Source organism: Stenotrophomonas sp. 05N423 (genome assembly GCF_056397145.1).
The window spans coordinates 30,229-44,781 of sequence record NZ_JBFTMV010000001.1; the positions used below are offsets into that span (position 1 = coordinate 30,229).

12 protein-coding genes and 10 tRNA genes are annotated in these 14,553 nt (G+C 65.1%); 19 read left to right on the plus strand and 3 right to left on the minus strand.

Annotation, left to right across the window (positions count from 1 at the left end; genetic code table 11):
- Positions 1–28 precede the first annotated feature (28 nt).
- The gene (gene phoB, locus AC1DGW_RS00130; protein WP_478018635.1) at positions 29–718 is read right to left on the minus strand and encodes a phosphate regulon transcriptional regulator PhoB; all 690 of its coding nucleotides are present in this window, start codon (positions 716–718) and stop codon (positions 29–31) included.
- Between the two features lie 246 nt (positions 719–964).
- Here phoB and AC1DGW_RS00135 point away from each other — a divergent pair, with 246 nt between their 5' ends.
- Positions 965–1,813 (plus strand): energy transducer TonB, encoded by an 849-nt coding sequence (locus tag AC1DGW_RS00135; RefSeq protein ID WP_478019570.1) that lies wholly within the window; start codon positions 965–967, stop codon positions 1,811–1,813.
- A gap of 9 nt (positions 1,814–1,822) precedes the next feature.
- Here AC1DGW_RS00135 and AC1DGW_RS00140 read toward each other — a convergent pair whose 3' ends face one another.
- Positions 1,823–3,472 (minus strand): M48 family metalloprotease, encoded by a 1,650-nt coding sequence (locus tag AC1DGW_RS00140; RefSeq protein ID WP_478018636.1) that lies wholly within the window; start codon positions 3,470–3,472, stop codon positions 1,823–1,825.
- A gap of 130 nt (positions 3,473–3,602) precedes the next feature.
- Between AC1DGW_RS00140 and grxC the strand changes: the two genes are divergently transcribed.
- The 3 genes from grxC (at position 3,603) to AC1DGW_RS00155 (ending at position 5,421) form a co-directional block, all read left to right on the plus strand.
- On the plus strand, positions 3,603–3,899 hold the full coding sequence (grxC, locus tag AC1DGW_RS00145) for a glutaredoxin 3 (RefSeq protein ID WP_478019572.1): 297 nt from the start codon (positions 3,603–3,605) through the stop codon (positions 3,897–3,899).
- Positions 3,896–4,285: a carboxymuconolactone decarboxylase family protein gene (locus tag AC1DGW_RS00150; RefSeq protein ID WP_478018637.1), complete on the plus strand. Its 390-nt coding sequence runs from the start codon at positions 3,896–3,898 to the stop codon at positions 4,283–4,285. Before grxC ends, AC1DGW_RS00150 begins: the two co-directional genes overlap by 4 nt.
- Before the next feature lie 131 nt (positions 4,286–4,416).
- Positions 4,417–5,421, plus strand: coding sequence for an isocitrate dehydrogenase (locus tag AC1DGW_RS00155; RefSeq protein WP_478018639.1), 1,005 nt, complete (start codon positions 4,417–4,419; stop codon positions 5,419–5,421).
- A 120-nt stretch (positions 5,422–5,541) separates the two neighbouring features.
- Here AC1DGW_RS00155 and AC1DGW_RS00160 read toward each other — a convergent pair whose 3' ends face one another.
- Positions 5,542–6,303, minus strand: a complete 762-nt coding sequence (locus AC1DGW_RS00160) for a Bax inhibitor-1/YccA family protein (RefSeq protein ID WP_478018640.1) — start codon at positions 6,301–6,303, stop codon at positions 5,542–5,544.
- Between the two features lie 134 nt (positions 6,304–6,437).
- Between AC1DGW_RS00160 and AC1DGW_RS00165 the strand changes: the two genes are divergently transcribed.
- From AC1DGW_RS00165 to AC1DGW_RS00235, 15 genes are all read left to right on the plus strand, one after another.
- Positions 6,438–6,514, plus strand: a tRNA-Pro gene (locus AC1DGW_RS00165).
- A 44-nt stretch (positions 6,515–6,558) separates the two neighbouring features.
- Positions 6,559–6,635: transfer RNA gene (locus tag AC1DGW_RS00170), tRNA-Arg, on the plus strand.
- A 34-nt stretch (positions 6,636–6,669) separates the two neighbouring features.
- Positions 6,670–6,746: transfer RNA gene (locus tag AC1DGW_RS00175), tRNA-His, on the plus strand.
- A gap of 81 nt (positions 6,747–6,827) precedes the next feature.
- Positions 6,828–6,903, plus strand: a tRNA-Lys gene (locus tag AC1DGW_RS00180).
- A gap of 111 nt (positions 6,904–7,014) precedes the next feature.
- Positions 7,015–7,090 (plus strand) — tRNA-Lys (locus tag AC1DGW_RS00185).
- Positions 7,091–7,287: 197 nt separating this feature from the next.
- Positions 7,288–7,372 (plus strand) — tRNA-Leu (locus AC1DGW_RS00190).
- A gap of 167 nt (positions 7,373–7,539) precedes the next feature.
- Positions 7,540–8,835 (plus strand): trigger factor, encoded by a 1,296-nt coding sequence (tig, locus tag AC1DGW_RS00195; RefSeq protein ID WP_478018642.1) that lies wholly within the window; start codon positions 7,540–7,542, stop codon positions 8,833–8,835.
- A 65-nt stretch (positions 8,836–8,900) separates the two neighbouring features.
- Positions 8,901–9,527, plus strand: a complete 627-nt coding sequence (clpP, locus tag AC1DGW_RS00200; protein WP_478018643.1) for an ATP-dependent Clp endopeptidase proteolytic subunit ClpP — start codon at positions 8,901–8,903, stop codon at positions 9,525–9,527.
- Between the two features lie 126 nt (positions 9,528–9,653).
- Complete coding sequence (clpX, locus tag AC1DGW_RS00205) at positions 9,654–10,934, plus strand: ATP-dependent Clp protease ATP-binding subunit ClpX (RefSeq protein WP_055767686.1); 1,281 nt, start codon at positions 9,654–9,656, stop codon at positions 10,932–10,934.
- A gap of 146 nt (positions 10,935–11,080) precedes the next feature.
- The gene (gene lon, locus AC1DGW_RS00210) at positions 11,081–13,537 is read left to right on the plus strand and encodes an endopeptidase La (RefSeq protein ID WP_478018645.1); all 2,457 of its coding nucleotides are present in this window, start codon (positions 11,081–11,083) and stop codon (positions 13,535–13,537) included.
- Between the two features lie 208 nt (positions 13,538–13,745).
- Positions 13,746–14,018, plus strand: a complete 273-nt coding sequence (locus AC1DGW_RS00215; protein ID WP_054663508.1) for an HU family DNA-binding protein — start codon at positions 13,746–13,748, stop codon at positions 14,016–14,018.
- A 12-nt stretch (positions 14,019–14,030) separates the two neighbouring features.
- Positions 14,031–14,105: transfer RNA gene (locus AC1DGW_RS00220), tRNA-Val, on the plus strand.
- A gap of 31 nt (positions 14,106–14,136) precedes the next feature.
- Positions 14,137–14,213 (plus strand) — tRNA-Asp (locus AC1DGW_RS00225).
- Between the two features lie 81 nt (positions 14,214–14,294).
- A tRNA-Asp gene (locus tag AC1DGW_RS00230) sits at positions 14,295–14,371 on the plus strand.
- A gap of 67 nt (positions 14,372–14,438) precedes the next feature.
- A tRNA-Asp gene (locus AC1DGW_RS00235) sits at positions 14,439–14,515 on the plus strand.
- Positions 14,516–14,553 lie beyond the last annotated feature (38 nt).

Genomic DNA, 14,553 nt, shown 5'->3' on the forward strand with positions numbered 1-14,553 from the left:
AGCATCGGGGCCGGCCGCGGCCCGGAACTCAGATCGAGGCCGAGAAGCGGTAGCCGGCGCCACGCACCGTCTGCACCATGTTTTCAGCGCCGAACGGTTCCAGCGTCTTGCGCAGGCGGCGGATGTGCACGTCGATGGTGCGTTCCTCCACGTACACGCTGCCGCCCCACACGTGGTCCAGCAGCTGCGAGCGGGTATAGACGCGCTCCGGGTGGGTCATGAAGAAGTGCAGCAGGCGGTACTCGGTCGGGCCGATCGAGACCGGTGCGTCGCCGGCGAACACCCGGTGCGCGGCGCCGTCGATGCGGATCGGGCCGATCGCCACGCTGCCGTCCTCGTCGTCGTCGCGGGTGCGGCGCATCACCGCGCGGATGCGCGCCAGCAGTTCGCGCGCCGAGAATGGCTTGACCACGTAATCGTCCACGCCGGCTTCCAGGCCGCCGACACGGTCGTTCTCCTCGCCGCGGGCGGTGAGCATGATGATCGGCACGTCGCGGGTCAGCGCCTCCTTGCGCCAGCGGCGGGCCAGTTCCAGCCCGCTGGTGCCGGGCAGCATCCAGTCCAGCAGGATCATGTCCGGCACGCGGTCGGCGATGGCGGTCTGCGCCTCCAGCGCGTCGCCGGCATGCACCGGCTCGTATTCCCCCTTGCGCAGGGCGAAGGCGACCATGTCGCGGATCGCCGGTTCGTCATCGACGATAAGGATGCGTTTCTGCACGAGTTGCCTGCCGTAAAGCCCATCAGGACCGGGATGTGCCCAGTAGACTACGGTTTGATGACGGGTTTGTGACAGCGTGCCGGCGGTTTCGCTGGCCTGGTTGCCTGATACGGAGTCCGGCGCGGAGGGGGGAACCCGTTTGCCGATGCTGGAGAGGGGCTGGGTTTGGGATACGGTAAGCGCTCGCCGACGTCGGAGCTGGGGGCTCGCATGCGGATATTGGGACAAGGTGGGGTGCTGTTGCTCGTGCTTGTGGCGGCATCTGCCGCAGCGCAGTCATCCGACAGGAAGCCGCTGGACAACTGGAAGCCGAAGCTGCAGGGAACTGTGTCGATGGAGGCTCTGGCTGGCATGCCTGATTCTTCCGCAGGCTGCTTGCTGGTGGGATACCACATCCTCATGGATGGCTCGGTCGCGAAGGTACGGGTGATGCAGGGGGCCTATACCTCGGACGTGCCACCACAGGCCCGGGACGTGTTCTCCGAGCGGGCGGTGGCGGCGGTTGCCGGATGGGCTTTCAGCCCTAAGCAGCGTTCCGCGGTTGCCATGTTCGGCTGGGAGGTGGTGGGGTTTGCGTCGATCGATGGGCGTCTGGCTCCGGTGCTCGGGGCGGAATCCCAGGACCGCCGGGTGCGCGCCCAATGCGAATTCGCCGACCTGGCATCATGGGGGGAGCGCAACGCTCTGCCGGTGGATTCCCCCGGGATCGTCCGCGACGGTCGCACCTTGGTCCCGTCGCCCGGTGAGCCCAACGGCGCTTTCTGGCTTGTGAAAGGCGAGGCTTCGCCGCCGCGCTATCCCCGCCAGGCTGTGGTAGAGGGGGCGCAGGGCTGCGTCGTGGTCGGGGCCGTGATTGGAAACGATGGCCGGCCCGATCAGTTCAGGGTCATGCGATCCCGCTTGAGTCTCAAGGGGCCGGCGGCCAAGGCGCTTGAAGATGCCGCGTTGTATGCGGTTTCGCAGTGGAGGTTTTCTCCCGGGCCGGACAATCCGCGGCGCATGCCGGCGCTGCTGCAGTTCCCTGTGACCTATTCGCTCGACGGCGGCTCGATCAGCAGCAGTTGCGAAGCCATCGAAGTAAGGAGCCCGTCGTGATTCCAATGCTCAGCGGCGCTGCATGTCCGGGTCGCGCTCGCCCAGTCGGCGCATCTCCAGCACGGTGGGCATGATCGCCTCGATCCGTGCATCGACCCGGGAGCGGCTGATGTAGTCCAGGTCCGGCTGCTTGAGCAGCGCCTGGAACTGGAGCAGCGCCTGCTCCGGGCGCCCATTCAGGTAGGCGGCCTCGGCATAGGCTTCGCTGGCGCGGACGGTGTCGCCGGCCAGTTCGCAGGCGCGGGCGAAGGTGCGCTGGAACACCGGGTCGTCGCCGGCGCGGGCCAGCAGCGGTCGCAACATGGCCTGGGCGCGCTTGCCGGCCTCCACGCCGCCCTGCTCGTTGAGCACCTGTGCGTAGGTCAGCGCTACCGGCCGGCTCTGTGGCAGTTTCTGCAGCAGGGCGTCGAAGCGGCGGTTGGCCTCTGCGTGGTGGCCGGTGCGCGACTCGGCCTCGCCCAGCGCCAGGTTCACCCACAGGTTGTCGGGGTGCTCGGACTGCAGCTGCTGCAGGTCCTGCAATGCCTGCTGGACCGCGTTGCCGCCGTCGCGCAGCTGGGCGATGGCCACGCCGTAGCGCTGCGGATCGCTCAGGCCGTTCTTCTGGCTGCGGCGCAGGTCCTGGTATTCGCGCACCAGTTCGGACGGGGTGGGGGCACTGAGCACGCGCAGGCGTTCGCGCGCCCAGTCGAACTGGCCGCTGGGACCGCGTGGCAGGCCGAGCGAAGGCAGCGACAACTGCATCGAGCCGGGCAGCAGCGGGTTGCCGCTGGCCTTGATCGGGTCGGCACTGGGCTCGGTCGGGTTCACCCGTTCCTGGCGTACGCCGGTGGGCGTGGCCGTGGTCAGCAACACCGTGTCCTTCTTCATCTGCTCGGCACGGGACTTGGCTTCACTGATGCGGGTGACGGTGACCGGATGGGTGCGCAGGAAATCCGGCGTGGAATAGCCGCCCTCGTTGCCACGCATCGCCGCCGACATGCGCTCGAAGAAGCCGGCCATCGCATCGACGTCGTAGCCGCTGCGCGCCAGCGTGCGGATGCCGAGGCGGTCGGCTTCCGATTCGTTGGAGCGGGTGAAGTCGATCTGCAGCTGCTGCATCAACCCCATGCCCGAAGTGATCGCCGCCATGGTGGCGTCGCCGGAGGAGTTGCCGCCGGCCTGCTGTGCGGCGATCACCGCCGCCAGCATGCCCAGCAGGATCGGGATCTGGTCGCGCTGCGCCTTCTCGACGCTGCGCAGCACGTGCTGCTGGGTGACGTGCGAGATTTCGTGCGACAGCACCGCCGCGACCTCGTCCTCGCGCTCGGCGGTCAGTACCAGGCCCGCGTTCATGCCGATATAGCCGCCCAGGGTGGCGAAGGCGTTGATCTGCCGGTCCTTGAGCATGAAGAAGGTGAATTTCTGCTGCGGCTGGGCACTGTTGGAACCCAGCCGGGTGCCCATGGCCTGCAGCCAGTCGTCGACCAGCGGATCATCGACCAGGTAGCCGTAATTGCGCAGCTCACGCAGCATCATGCCGCCATACTCGGCCTGCCGCGCCGGGGTGAGCAGTTCGCCGGCTGACGAACCGATGTCCGGCAGCCTGCTTTCCTGGGCCCGGGACAGGGGCGTGGCCAGGGCCAGGGCGACGGCGGTGGCAAGCAGCAGGGTACGCAAGCGTGAAGCTCCGGTAGGGCTGGGCGGAGGATGACGGGGAAGCAGGGGGCGGGTGTGAAGCACAGGTTAACCCGCAGTGTTCCAGCGTTGGCCGGTGTGATCCGGCGCGCAGCTACCATATAGGGACAATATTTCCCGCGCGGAGTTTCCCGTGAGCAGCCAGACCCCCGAGATCACCCTCTATTCCACCGCCGTGTGCCCGTACTGCGTGGCGGCCAAGAACTTCCTCAAGAGCAAGGGCAGGACCTGGAACGAGGTGCGCATCGACCTGGACCCGGCCGAGCGCGAGAAAATGATGGCGCTTACCCGCCGCACCAGCGTGCCGCAGATCTTCGTCGGCGATGTCCACGTCGGCGGCTACGACGACATGATGGCGCTGCACCGCGCCGGCAAGCTCGAGCCGCTGCTGGCGGGCGAGGGCGCATGAGCGGCGGCGACAAGGACCGCCTGGCCGAATTCACCGAATTCCGCCAGCGTATGAACCAGCGCATCCTGGCCGAGCCGAACCAGGTCGTGCGGCGCTTCTTCGCGCTGGACACCCAGACCTACCAGGCTGGCGCGCTGGATGTGAAGACCAAGGAGCTGCTGGGACTGGTGGCGTCGCTGGTGCTGCGCTGCGACGACTGCATCAGCTACCACGTGGCCCAGTGCAAGGACGCCGGAGTCAGTCGCGAGGAGTTCTTCGAGACCTTCTCGGTGGGCCTGGTGGTCGGCGGCTCGATCGTGATCCCGCACCTGCGGCGCGCCGTGGACTTCCTGGACCAGCTGGAGTCCGGGGCCGCGGAGGCACCGGCCGGGCACGACCACGGCTGAACCTGCGACCTTGGTCCAGTTGGGGCGGGGCCGGCGGATCAGGCATAATTGACAGTTGAAACTTTTGCATGCGTCTGATCCCGGGCAGCCGGCCGGCGTGCGCTCCCCCCTCACTGTTCGGAACCCAAATCATGACGCAGACAATCACCGTCATCCGCGGCGATGGCATCGGCCCGGAAATCATGGACGCCACCCTGTTCGTGCTGGACAAGCTCGGCGCCGGGCTGTCCTACGAGTTCGCCGACGCCGGCCTGGCCGCGCTGGAAAAGCACGGTGAGCTGATCCCGGCCGGCACGCTGGAATCGATCAAGAAGAACAAGGTGGCGCTGAAGAGCCCGCTGACCACGCCGGTCGGTGGTGGCTTCAGTTCGATCAACGTGGCCCTGCGCCGCCAGTTCGACCTGTACGCCAACGTGCGCCCGGCCATCTCGTTCCCGAACACCAAGTCGCGCTACGAGAACGTCGACCTGATCACCGTGCGCGAGAACACCGAAGGCGCCTACCTGTCCGAAGGCCAGGAAGTGTCGGCCGACGGCGAGACCGCGTTCTCCGGCACCCGCATCACCCGCAAGGGCTCCGAGCGCATCGTGCGCTACGCCTTCGAGCTGGCCCGCAGCACCGGCCGCAAGAAGGTCACCGCCGTGCACAAGGCCAACATCATCAAGTCGACCTCGGGCCTGTTCCTGAACGTCGCCCGCGAAGTGGCCGCGAACTATCCGGAGATCGAGTTCCAGGAAATGATCGTGGACAACACCTGCATGCAGCTGGTGATGCGCCCGGAACAGTTCGACGTGATCGTCACCACCAACCTGTTCGGCGACATCATTTCCGACCTGTGCGCCGGCCTGGTCGGCGGCCTGGGCCTGGCCCCGGGTGCGAACATCGGCGAGGGCGCGGCCATTTTCGAAGCTGTGCACGGCACTGCGCCGGACATCGCCGGCAAGGGCATCGCCAATCCGTGCGCGCTGCTGCTGGGTGCGGCGCAGATGCTGGACCACGTCGGCCAGCCGGAGAACGCCGAGCGCCTGCGCAAGGCCATCGTCGCCACCATGGAAGCCAAGGATTCGCTGACCGGCGACCTGGGCGGCACGGGCGGCACCATGGACTTCGCCAGGGCCATCGCCAGCCGCCTGTAATCGGCGGCCGATGGGTCAACAGGAAGAAGGGCGCCGATGGCGCCCTTCTTCATTCATGCCTGTCGCTTTCTGTTCTATCCGGTCGCGATCTGCGTCGCTTCTGCAGGAGCCGCCGGGCAATCAGTTGCGCGACTGCAGCTTGGACAGCAGGCGCAGGAATTCGATGTACAGCCACACCAGCGTGACCATCAGCCCGAACGCGCCATACCACTCCATGTACTTCGGTGCGCCGGCTTCCACGCCGCTCTCGATGAAGTCGAAATCCAGCACCAGGTTCAGCGCAGCGACCACCACCACGAACAGGCTGAAACCGATGCCGATCAGTCCGGAGTCGTGGATGAAGGGAATGCGCACGCCGAACAGGCCCAGCACGATGGTCGCCAGGTAGACCAGTGCGATGCCGCCGGTAGCCGCCACCACGCCGAGCTTGAAGTTCTCGGTGGCCTTGATCAGCCCGCTGCGATAGGCGAACAGCAGTGCGAACAGGGTGCCGAAGGTCAGCAGTACCGCCTGGAACACGATGCCGTGGAAGCGCGCTTCGTAGATCGCCGAGATCGTGCCCAGGAACAGGCCTTCGGCCAGCGCATAGAGCGGCGCGCTCACCGGCGCCCAGGTCTTCTTGAAGATGGTGACCATCGCCAGTACGAAGCCGCCGATCATGCCGCCCCACAGATACAGCCGCGCGCCGCTGGCGAGTTCGCCGGTATCGGTCAGCGTGTGGTTCCATGCGAAGGCCGCGGTCAGCACGGCCAGCAGCAACAGCAGGCCGGTCTTGTTGACGGTGCCGTTGAGGGTCATCGCATCGGCGCGGCGCGAAACCACGGTGCCGCTGCCGAGGTCGAGGAAAGTGGAGTCGGAAAGAGCGGGATTGCCGCTGCGCATGAGGGGCTCCTGGAGAGGGCGGGAATGCCGGCAGCATAACCAACCGCTGTTGCGATGAAATCCGCCGTTGACAGACTGCTCCACAGTTCCGACAATAGCCGACCTTTCGGGGGGAACCTCGGGAGATTCACCGCCGGGGTATAGCGCAGTCTGGTAGCGCGCCTGCTTTGGGAGCAGGATGTCGGGGGTTCGAATCCCTCTACCCCGACCATCCGATGCGACCAGCGCGTGTTGGAGTGCGACGATCCGGTCAGAGCGCCCGTAGCTCAACTGGATAGAGCACCGGCCTTCTAAGCCGGCGGTTACAGGTTCGATTCCTGTCGGGCGCGCCAATCGGCGCAAGCGGTGGGTTGCAGGTTTTCAGTGGTGGCTGTAGCTCAGTTGGTTAGAGTACCGGATTGTGATTCCGGTGGTCGGGGGTTCGAATCCCCTCAGCCACCCCACTGAACAGAAAAACGCCGGGATGTGCATTCCGGGGTTGAAAGAACTAAAGGGTGCAGGTAACATTCGCCCCCTGATTTTCAGGGCCGTTAGCTCAGTTGGTAGAGCAGTTGACTCTTAATCAATTGGTCCAAGGTTCGAATCCTTGACGGCCCACCAATCGAGACAGCCACCTGGTACGCCGGGTGGCTGTTTTCCTCTCTAAGTGAGGATCCTGCGTTTTCAAGCAGGAGTCCGGTGTTGCAGGCAGTAGTGCGCACCGTTGTTTCAGGGCTGTTAGCTCAGTTGGTAGAGCAGTTGACTCTTAATCAATAGGTCCAAGGTTCGAATCCTTGACAGCCCACCAGACAAGGGCATCCGCTATGGCGGGTGCCCTTTTCTTTGCCTCACCGCCTGGCGAGGCGGCCTGAGCCGCAGATGCGATCCGCTGCCTGGCAGTCGGCGCTGCCATTCCTGGCGGGTTGCCTTGTGGGTCATTGCCTGCGCCGCGAAGGTTGTTCAGGGAGTTTTTTGCCCGCAGGTCTGCAACAATGCCGGCCGGACGCGAAAGTGGCGGAATTGGTAGACGCCCTGGATTTAGGTTCCAGTGCCGCAAGGCGTGGGGGTTCGAGTCCCCCCTTTCGCACCATCCGTGAGTCGGCCGGATGGTCCTCGGGCATACCTGTCCGGCGGCAGGCTGGAAGCGCCAGCCGGAATCGGCGAAACTACAGGGCTGCGGCGGAATCATGTCCGTCGGAAACCGTTCATCTTCCACATCGTACCGGGGCCTGGGCGCCACCGGTGGCAGGAGTCCACATGCAAGCTTCGATCGAATCCACCGGCAACCTGGAACGCCGTCTGACCTTCTCCCTGCCGGAGGAGCGCCTGCAGAGCCACATCAGTGGCCGACTCGGCGAGATCGCCCGCACCGTGCGCATCAAGGGTTTCCGTCCGGGCAAGGTGCCGGCCAAGGTGGTCGAGCAGCGTTTCGGCCAGCAGGTGCGCGCCGAAGCGATGGACGGCCTGCTGCGCGAGACCTTCGATGCCGCGCTGCGCCAGCATGAACTGCGCATCGCCGGCAACCCGCGCATCGACAAGGCCGGCGAAGGCGAGTTCGATTTCGTCGCCACCGTCGAACTGGTGCCGGATTTCGGCGATGTCGACGTGACCAAGCTGACCGTGGTGCGCCACACCGCCGAAGTCACCGATGCCGACATCGACCAGATGATCGAAAACCTGCGCCAGCAGCGCCGCAGCTGGAAGGCGGTCGCGCGGGGCGCGCAGGAAGGCGACCTGGTCGCGCTGGAAACCTGGTCGCAGGCCGGTGACGAGCGCCTGCCGGCCGAAGGCGCCGAGCAGGGTACGATCATTGTTGGCCAGGGCATGATGTTCGAGCAGATCGAGAAGGGTCTGGTCGGTCTGGCCAAGGGCGAAGAGAAGACGCTGGACGTCGAGTTCCCGGCCGATTGGCGCGTACCGGCGCTGGCCGGCAAGAACGTCAAGGTCACGGTCAAGGCCACCGAGGTGTCCGAGCCTGTGGTGCCGGAGGTCGATGCCGCCTTCATCAAGAGCTTCGGCGTTAAGAATGGCGGACTGGAGCAGTTCCGCGCCGACATCCGTTCGAACCTTGAGCGCGAGCTCAAGGGCGCGCTGATGAACCGCCTGCGCCGTGAAGTGGGCGAGCAGCTGATCGCCGCCTATGCGTCGGTCGAACTGCCGCCGCGCCTGGTCGAGAACGAAGCCCGCGCCATGCTGGCCCAGCAGATCGATGCGATCCGCCGCCAGGGCGGCAACCCCGGCAACGTGCCGGCCGATGCGCACGAAGGCTTCAAGGACGCTGCCTCCAAGCGCGTGCTGGTCGGCCTGCTGGTCGGCGAAGTCGCCCGCAAGAATGATCTGCGCCTGGATCCCAAGCGCCTGAACGAAACCATGCGCCTGATCGCCTCGACCTACGAAGAGCCGGAGCAGGTCATTGAGATGTACCGCAACGACCCCCAGTTGATGGGTGGCCTGCAGAACCGCGTGATGGAAGAGCAGGTGATCGACTGGATCGCCGAGCGTGCCCAGCACACCGGACAGGCGCTGTCGTTCCAGGAAGCGATCCGCCCGTAAGGCGGTCGCTCATCCGCCCCGCGCTCCGGCGCGGGGATGTTCCCCGTCAAACACAGGTGCCTCACATGGACAACCGAACCACAGCCTTGAACATGGTTCCGATGGTGGTCGAACAGACCAGCCGCGGCGAGCGCGCCTACGACATCTATTCGCGCCTGCTCAAGGAACGGATCATCTTCCTGGTCGGCCCGATCGACGACCACGTCGCCAACCTGGTGGTCGCGCAGATGCTGTTCCTCGAGGCGGAGAATCCCGAGAAGGACATCCACCTGTACATCAACTCGCCCGGCGGCGTGGTGACGGCGGGTCTGGCGATCTACGACACGATGCAGTTCATCAAGCCCGACGTCAGCACGATGTGCACCGGCCAGGCATGCAGCATGGGATCGTTCCTGCTGATGGCCGGCGCCAAGGGCAAGCGTTTCGCGCTGCCGAACTCGCGGGTGATGATCCACCAGCCGTCCGGCGGTGCGCAGGGGCAGGCGACCGACATCGAAATCCACGCGAAGGAAATCCTGTACCTGCGCCAGCGCCTGAATGGGCTGTACGCCCAGCACACCGGGCAGCCGCTGGATCGGATCGAGCGCGACATGGAGCGCGACCGTTTCCTGAGCGCGGAAGCGGCGAAGGAATACGGCCTTGTCGACCAGGTCGTGGACCGTCGTTCGGAAGAGTCGATCCAACCGGCGTGACCGGTACAAGTAGCCGAAAACACGGCGTTTTCTGCAGGGTCGGAACTGGACTGGCGTCCATCCGGCCCTGTGCTATTCTCGAAATCGAACCCCCTGTTCATGGGGGGGTAACTGGGTAAGCGAAGCATGAGCGAAGACCGGCAAGGTCGTTCCGGAGACAGCGGCAAGATTCTTTACTGCTCGTTCTGCGGCAAGAGTCAGCATGAAGTACGCAAGCTGATCGCGGGTCCGAGCGTGTTCATCTGCGATGAATGCGTGGAGCTGTGCAACGACATCATCCGCGAGGAACTCGAGGAAAAGGCGCAGTCGGCGCGCAGTTCGCTGCCCAAGCCGCGCGAGATCCTCGAAGTCCTGGACCAGTACGTGATCGGCCAGAATCGCGCCAAGCGCACGCTGGCGGTGGCCGTGTACAACCATTACAAGCGCATCGAGAGCCGTCAGAAGAGCGACGACGTCGAGCTGTCCAAGTCCAACATCCTGCTGGTCGGCCCGACCGGCTCGGGCAAGACGCTGCTGGCCGAGACGCTGGCGCGCCTGCTCAACGTGCCGTTCACCATGGCCGACGCCACCACGCTGACCGAAGCCGGTTATGTGGGCGAGGACGTGGAGAACATCATCCAGAAGCTGCTGCAGAAGTGCGACTACGACGTCGAGAAGGCGCAGCAGGGCATCGTCTACATCGATGAGATCGACAAGATCTCGCGCAAGAGCGAGAACCCCTCGATCACCCGCGACGTGTCCGGCGAAGGCGTGCAGCAGGCGCTGCTGAAGCTGATCGAAGGCACCGTGGCCAGCGTGCCGCCGCAGGGCGGGCGCAAGCATCCGCAGCAGGAATTCCTGCAGGTGGACACCAAGAACATCCTGTTCATCTGCGGCGGCGCGTTCGCCGGGCTGGACAAGGTGATCCAGGCGCGTTCCAGCGACGCCGGCGGCATCGGCTTCGGCGCCAAGGTCAAGAGCAGCGAGCGCAAGCAGGAAGTGGGCAAGGTGCTGGCCGAGGTCGAGCCCGAGGACCTGATCAAGTTCGGCCTGATCCCCGAGTTCGTCGGCCGCCTGCCGGTGGTGGCGACCCTGGAGGAACTGGACGAAGCGGCGCTGATCAAGATCCTGACCGAGCCCAAGAACGCCATCACCAAGCAGTTCAAGAAGCTGTTCGAGATGGAGAACGTCGAACTCGAGTTCCGCCCGGACGCGCTGTCGGCGATCGCCAAGAAGGCGCTCAAGCGCAAGACCGGCGCCCGTGGCCTGCGCACCATCGTCGAGTCGGTGCTGCTGGACACCATGTACGACCTGCCGTCGCAGGAGAACGTGAGCAAGGTGGTGGTCGACGAGTCGGTCATCGAGCACAAGTCCGAGCCCTACGTGATCTACCAGACGCCGCCGGCCAAGGCCGCCTCCGGCGACTGAACAGGCGGCATGGAGCGCCCGGTCGAAGGTATGTGAAGTCCGGTTCAGGCGCCCCTCTCGACGCCACTTGCATCACCCAGCCGATGGCCCCATAACGGGGCCATCGGCTTTTTTCATGGCCGCCCCGAATCCAAGTGGAGCCCCCCATGGCCAAGTCCCAAACCGAAGTCCTCGACCTGCCGGTCCTGCCGCTGCGCGACGTGGTGGTGTTCCCGCACATGGTCATCCCGCTGTTCGTCGGGCGCGACAAATCCATGCAGGCGCTGGAGCGGGCGATGGAGGCTGACAAGCGCATCCTGCTGGTCGCGCAGAAGTCGGCCGAGACGGACGACCCCACCGCCGCCGATCTGTACACCGTCGGCACGCTGGCGCAGGTGCTGCAACTGCTGAAGCTGCCCGACGGCACCATCAAGGTGCTGGTCGAGGGCCTGGCGCGCGTGGCCGTGGAGAAGATCCGCGAGCAGGACGGCGCACTGCAGGGCGCCGGCACCGAACTCGAATCGGACGAATCGCGCGAGCCGCGCGAGATCGAGGCGATCGCGCGTTCGCTGATGTCGTTGTTCGAGCAGTACGTAAAGACCAACCGCAAGCTGCCGCCGGAACTGCTGCAGACCCTGAACGGGATCGAGGAACCGTCGCGGCTGGCCGACACCATCGCCGCCCATATCGGCGTGCGCCTGGCCGACAAGCAGAAACTGCTGGAAACGCTGCAGGTCGGCGACCGGCTGGAAATGCTGGTCGGCCTGGTCGATGGCGAGATCGACGTGCAGCAGCTGGAAAAGCGCATCCGCGGCCGCGTGAAGTCGCAGATGGAGAAGAGCCAGCGCGAGTACTACCTCAACGAACAGATGAAGGCCATCCAGAAGGAGCTGGGCGACCTGGACGACGCGCCGGGCGAACTGGACGAACTGGCACGCAAGATCGCCGAGGCCGGCATGCCGAAGGCGGTCGAGACCAAGGCCAGGAACGAACTCAACAAGCTCAAGCAGATGTCGCCGATGTCGGCCGAAGCGGCCGTCGTGCGCAACTACCTGGAGTGGCTGCTGGGCGTGCCCTGGAAAAAGCGCACCAAGGTCCGCAAGGACCTGAAGGCCGCCCAGGACACGCTCGATGCCGATCATTACGGCCTGGACAAGGTCAAGGATCGCATCCTTGAATACCTTGCAGTGCAGTCGCGGGTGAAGCAGATGAAGGGCCCGATCCTGTGCCTGGTCGGGCCGCCGGGCGTGGGCAAGACCTCGCTGGGCCAGTCCATCGCCAAGGCGACCAACCGCAAGTTCGTGCGCATGAGCCTGGGCGGCGTGCGCGACGAGGCCGAGATCCGCGGCCATCGCCGTACCTACGTCGGCTCGATGCCGGGCCGGATCGTGCAGAACCTCAACAAGGTCGGCAGCAAGAACCCGCTGTTCGTGCTCGACGAGATCGACAAGATGTCGATGGACTTCCGCGGCGATCCGTCGTCGGCGCTGCTGGAGGTGCTCGACCCCGAGCAGAACAACGCGTTCAACGACCACTATCTGGAAGTGGACCTGGACCTGAGCGAAGTGATGTTCGTGGCGACCTCGAACTCGCTCAACATCCCGGGCCCGCTGCTGGACCGCATGGAGGTGATCCGCATCCCCGGGTACACCGAGGACGAGAAGCTCAACATCGCCGCGCGCTACCTGGTGCCGAAGCAGCTCAAGGCCAATGGCCTGAAGGTTGAGGAGCTGGCCATCGAGGAGGATGCCATCCGCGACATCGTGCGCTACTACACGCGCGAGTCCGGCGTGCGCAACCTCGAGCGTGAAGTCGCCAAGATCTGCCGCAAGGTGGTCAAGGAAATCGCTTTGGCCGGCCCGCAGCCGGCGAAGAAGGTGGCCAGGAAGAATGCGAAGAAGCCGAAGGCGCTGGTGATGGTCGACGCGGCGAACCTGGACAAGTATCTGGGCGTGCGTCGCTTCGACTTCGGCCGTGCCGAGGAAGCCAACGAGATCGGCCTGGTCACCGGCCTGGCCTGGACCGAAGTGGGCGGCGACCTGCTGCAGATCGAATCGACGCTGATCCCGGGCAAGGGCGCGGTGACGCTGACCGGCCAGCTGGGCAACGTAATGAAGGAGTCGGCGACGGCGGCGCTGTCGGTGGTGCGCGCGCGTGCGCAGACGCTGGGCATCGACGTGGACTTCCTGCAGAAGCACGACGTCCACCTGCACGTGCCCGATGGTGCCACGCCGAAGGACGGCCCCAGTGCCGGCATCGCGATGGTCACCTCGCTGGTGTCCACGCTGACCAAGGTGCCGGTGAAGGCCGATGTCGCCATGACCGGCGAGATCACCCTGCGCGGCCGCGTCACTGCGATCGGCGGCCTGAAGGAGAAGCTGCTCGCCGCACTGCGTGGCGGCGTCCGTACCGTGATCATCCCGGAGGAGAATCGCAAGGACCTTGCTGACATCCCGGCCAATGTGACCCGCGACCTGGACATCATTCCGGTGAAGTGGATCGACGAGGTGCTGGACATCGCCCTGGAGGCGCCGCTGGCGCCCAAGAAGGCGAAGAAGAACGGCCAGCGCGTCGCGGTGCGGGGGCGGCCGAAGGCAGCCCCGGCGGCGCGCGTCAAGCATTGATGATGAACGCAAAACGCCTTGAAACCCGCGTCGTTATTGGCTTTTCGGCTTGCGTGGGTAGGGGGGCGCTGGTATAAAAGTGCGACTCACGCGCCCGCTCGACGAGCGGGCGACGTGTTTGCAGGATCTTACGGTTGCCGCCGCTGCTGTAACGGGCGACGACCAACCCAATCTATTCCGCGGGTTGCCGCATAGGGAGTTTTACATAATGAACAAGACCGAATTGATCGATGGCGTTGCCGCTGCTGCTGACCTCTCCAAGGCCGAGGCCGGCCGTGCGGTCGATGCCGTCGTCGCCGAGATCACCAAGGCGCTGAAGAAGGGCGACGCCGTGACGCTGGTCGGCTTCGGCACCTTCCAGGTCCGCGAGCGCGCCGAGCGCACCGGCCGCAACCCGAAGACCGGCGACACCATCAAGATCGCTGCTTCGAAAAATCCGGCTTTCAAGGCTGGTAAAGCCCTGAAGGACGCTGTAAACTAAGCGGCTCACCGGGGGTGCTTAGCTCAGTGGTAGAGCGTCTCCCTTACAAGGAGAGGGTCGGGGGTTCGAAACCCTCAGCACCCACCACGTAGAAGCACCGTCGAGCAGTATTGAAAGTGGAGCGGTAGTTCAGCTGGTTAGAATGCTGGCCTGTCACGCCGGAGGTCGCGGGTTCGAGTCCCGTCCGCTCCGCCAGTTTCAAGAAGGCCCCTGAGCGATCGGGGGCCTTGCTTTCTCTCCATTCATTGAGTGGGATGAAAGCGAACAATCAAGTGCGGAGCGGTAGTTCAGCTGGTTAGAATGCTGGCCTGTCACGCCGGAGGTCGCGGGTTCGAGTCCCGTCCGCTCCGCCAGTTCCACCCGTCATCGCATGCGATGGCGGTCGGTCGAGAAAGTCGGCCGGCAACAGTTTCAATATGCGGAGCGGTAGTTCAGCTGGTTAGAATGCTGGCCTGTCACGCCGGAGGTCGCGGGTTCGAGTCCCGTCCGCTCCGCCATTGATTCGAAGCCCCGGGCCAGAAGCCCGGGGTTTTTT

Excerpts from the sequence above, each read along its gene's own strand:
- AC1DGW_RS00150 (WP_478018637.1), top strand. The coding sequence starts at position 3,896 with ATGAGCGGCGGCGACAAGGACCGCCTGGCCGAATTCACCGAATTCCGC.
- AC1DGW_RS00155 (WP_478018639.1), top strand. The coding sequence starts at position 4,417 with ATGACGCAGACAATCACCGTCATCCGCGGCGATGGCATCGGCCCGGAA.
- AC1DGW_RS00160 (WP_478018640.1), bottom strand. The coding sequence starts at position 6,303 with ATGCGCAGCGGCAATCCCGCTCTTTCCGACTCCACTTTCCTCGACCTC.
- tig (WP_478018642.1), top strand. The coding sequence starts at position 7,540 with ATGCAAGCTTCGATCGAATCCACCGGCAACCTGGAACGCCGTCTGACC.
- clpP (WP_478018643.1), top strand. The coding sequence starts at position 8,901 with ATGGACAACCGAACCACAGCCTTGAACATGGTTCCGATGGTGGTCGAA.
- clpX (WP_055767686.1), top strand. The coding sequence starts at position 9,654 with ATGAGCGAAGACCGGCAAGGTCGTTCCGGAGACAGCGGCAAGATTCTT.
- lon (WP_478018645.1), top strand. The coding sequence starts at position 11,081 with ATGGCCAAGTCCCAAACCGAAGTCCTCGACCTGCCGGTCCTGCCGCTG.
- AC1DGW_RS00215 (WP_054663508.1), top strand. The coding sequence starts at position 13,746 with ATGAACAAGACCGAATTGATCGATGGCGTTGCCGCTGCTGCTGACCTC.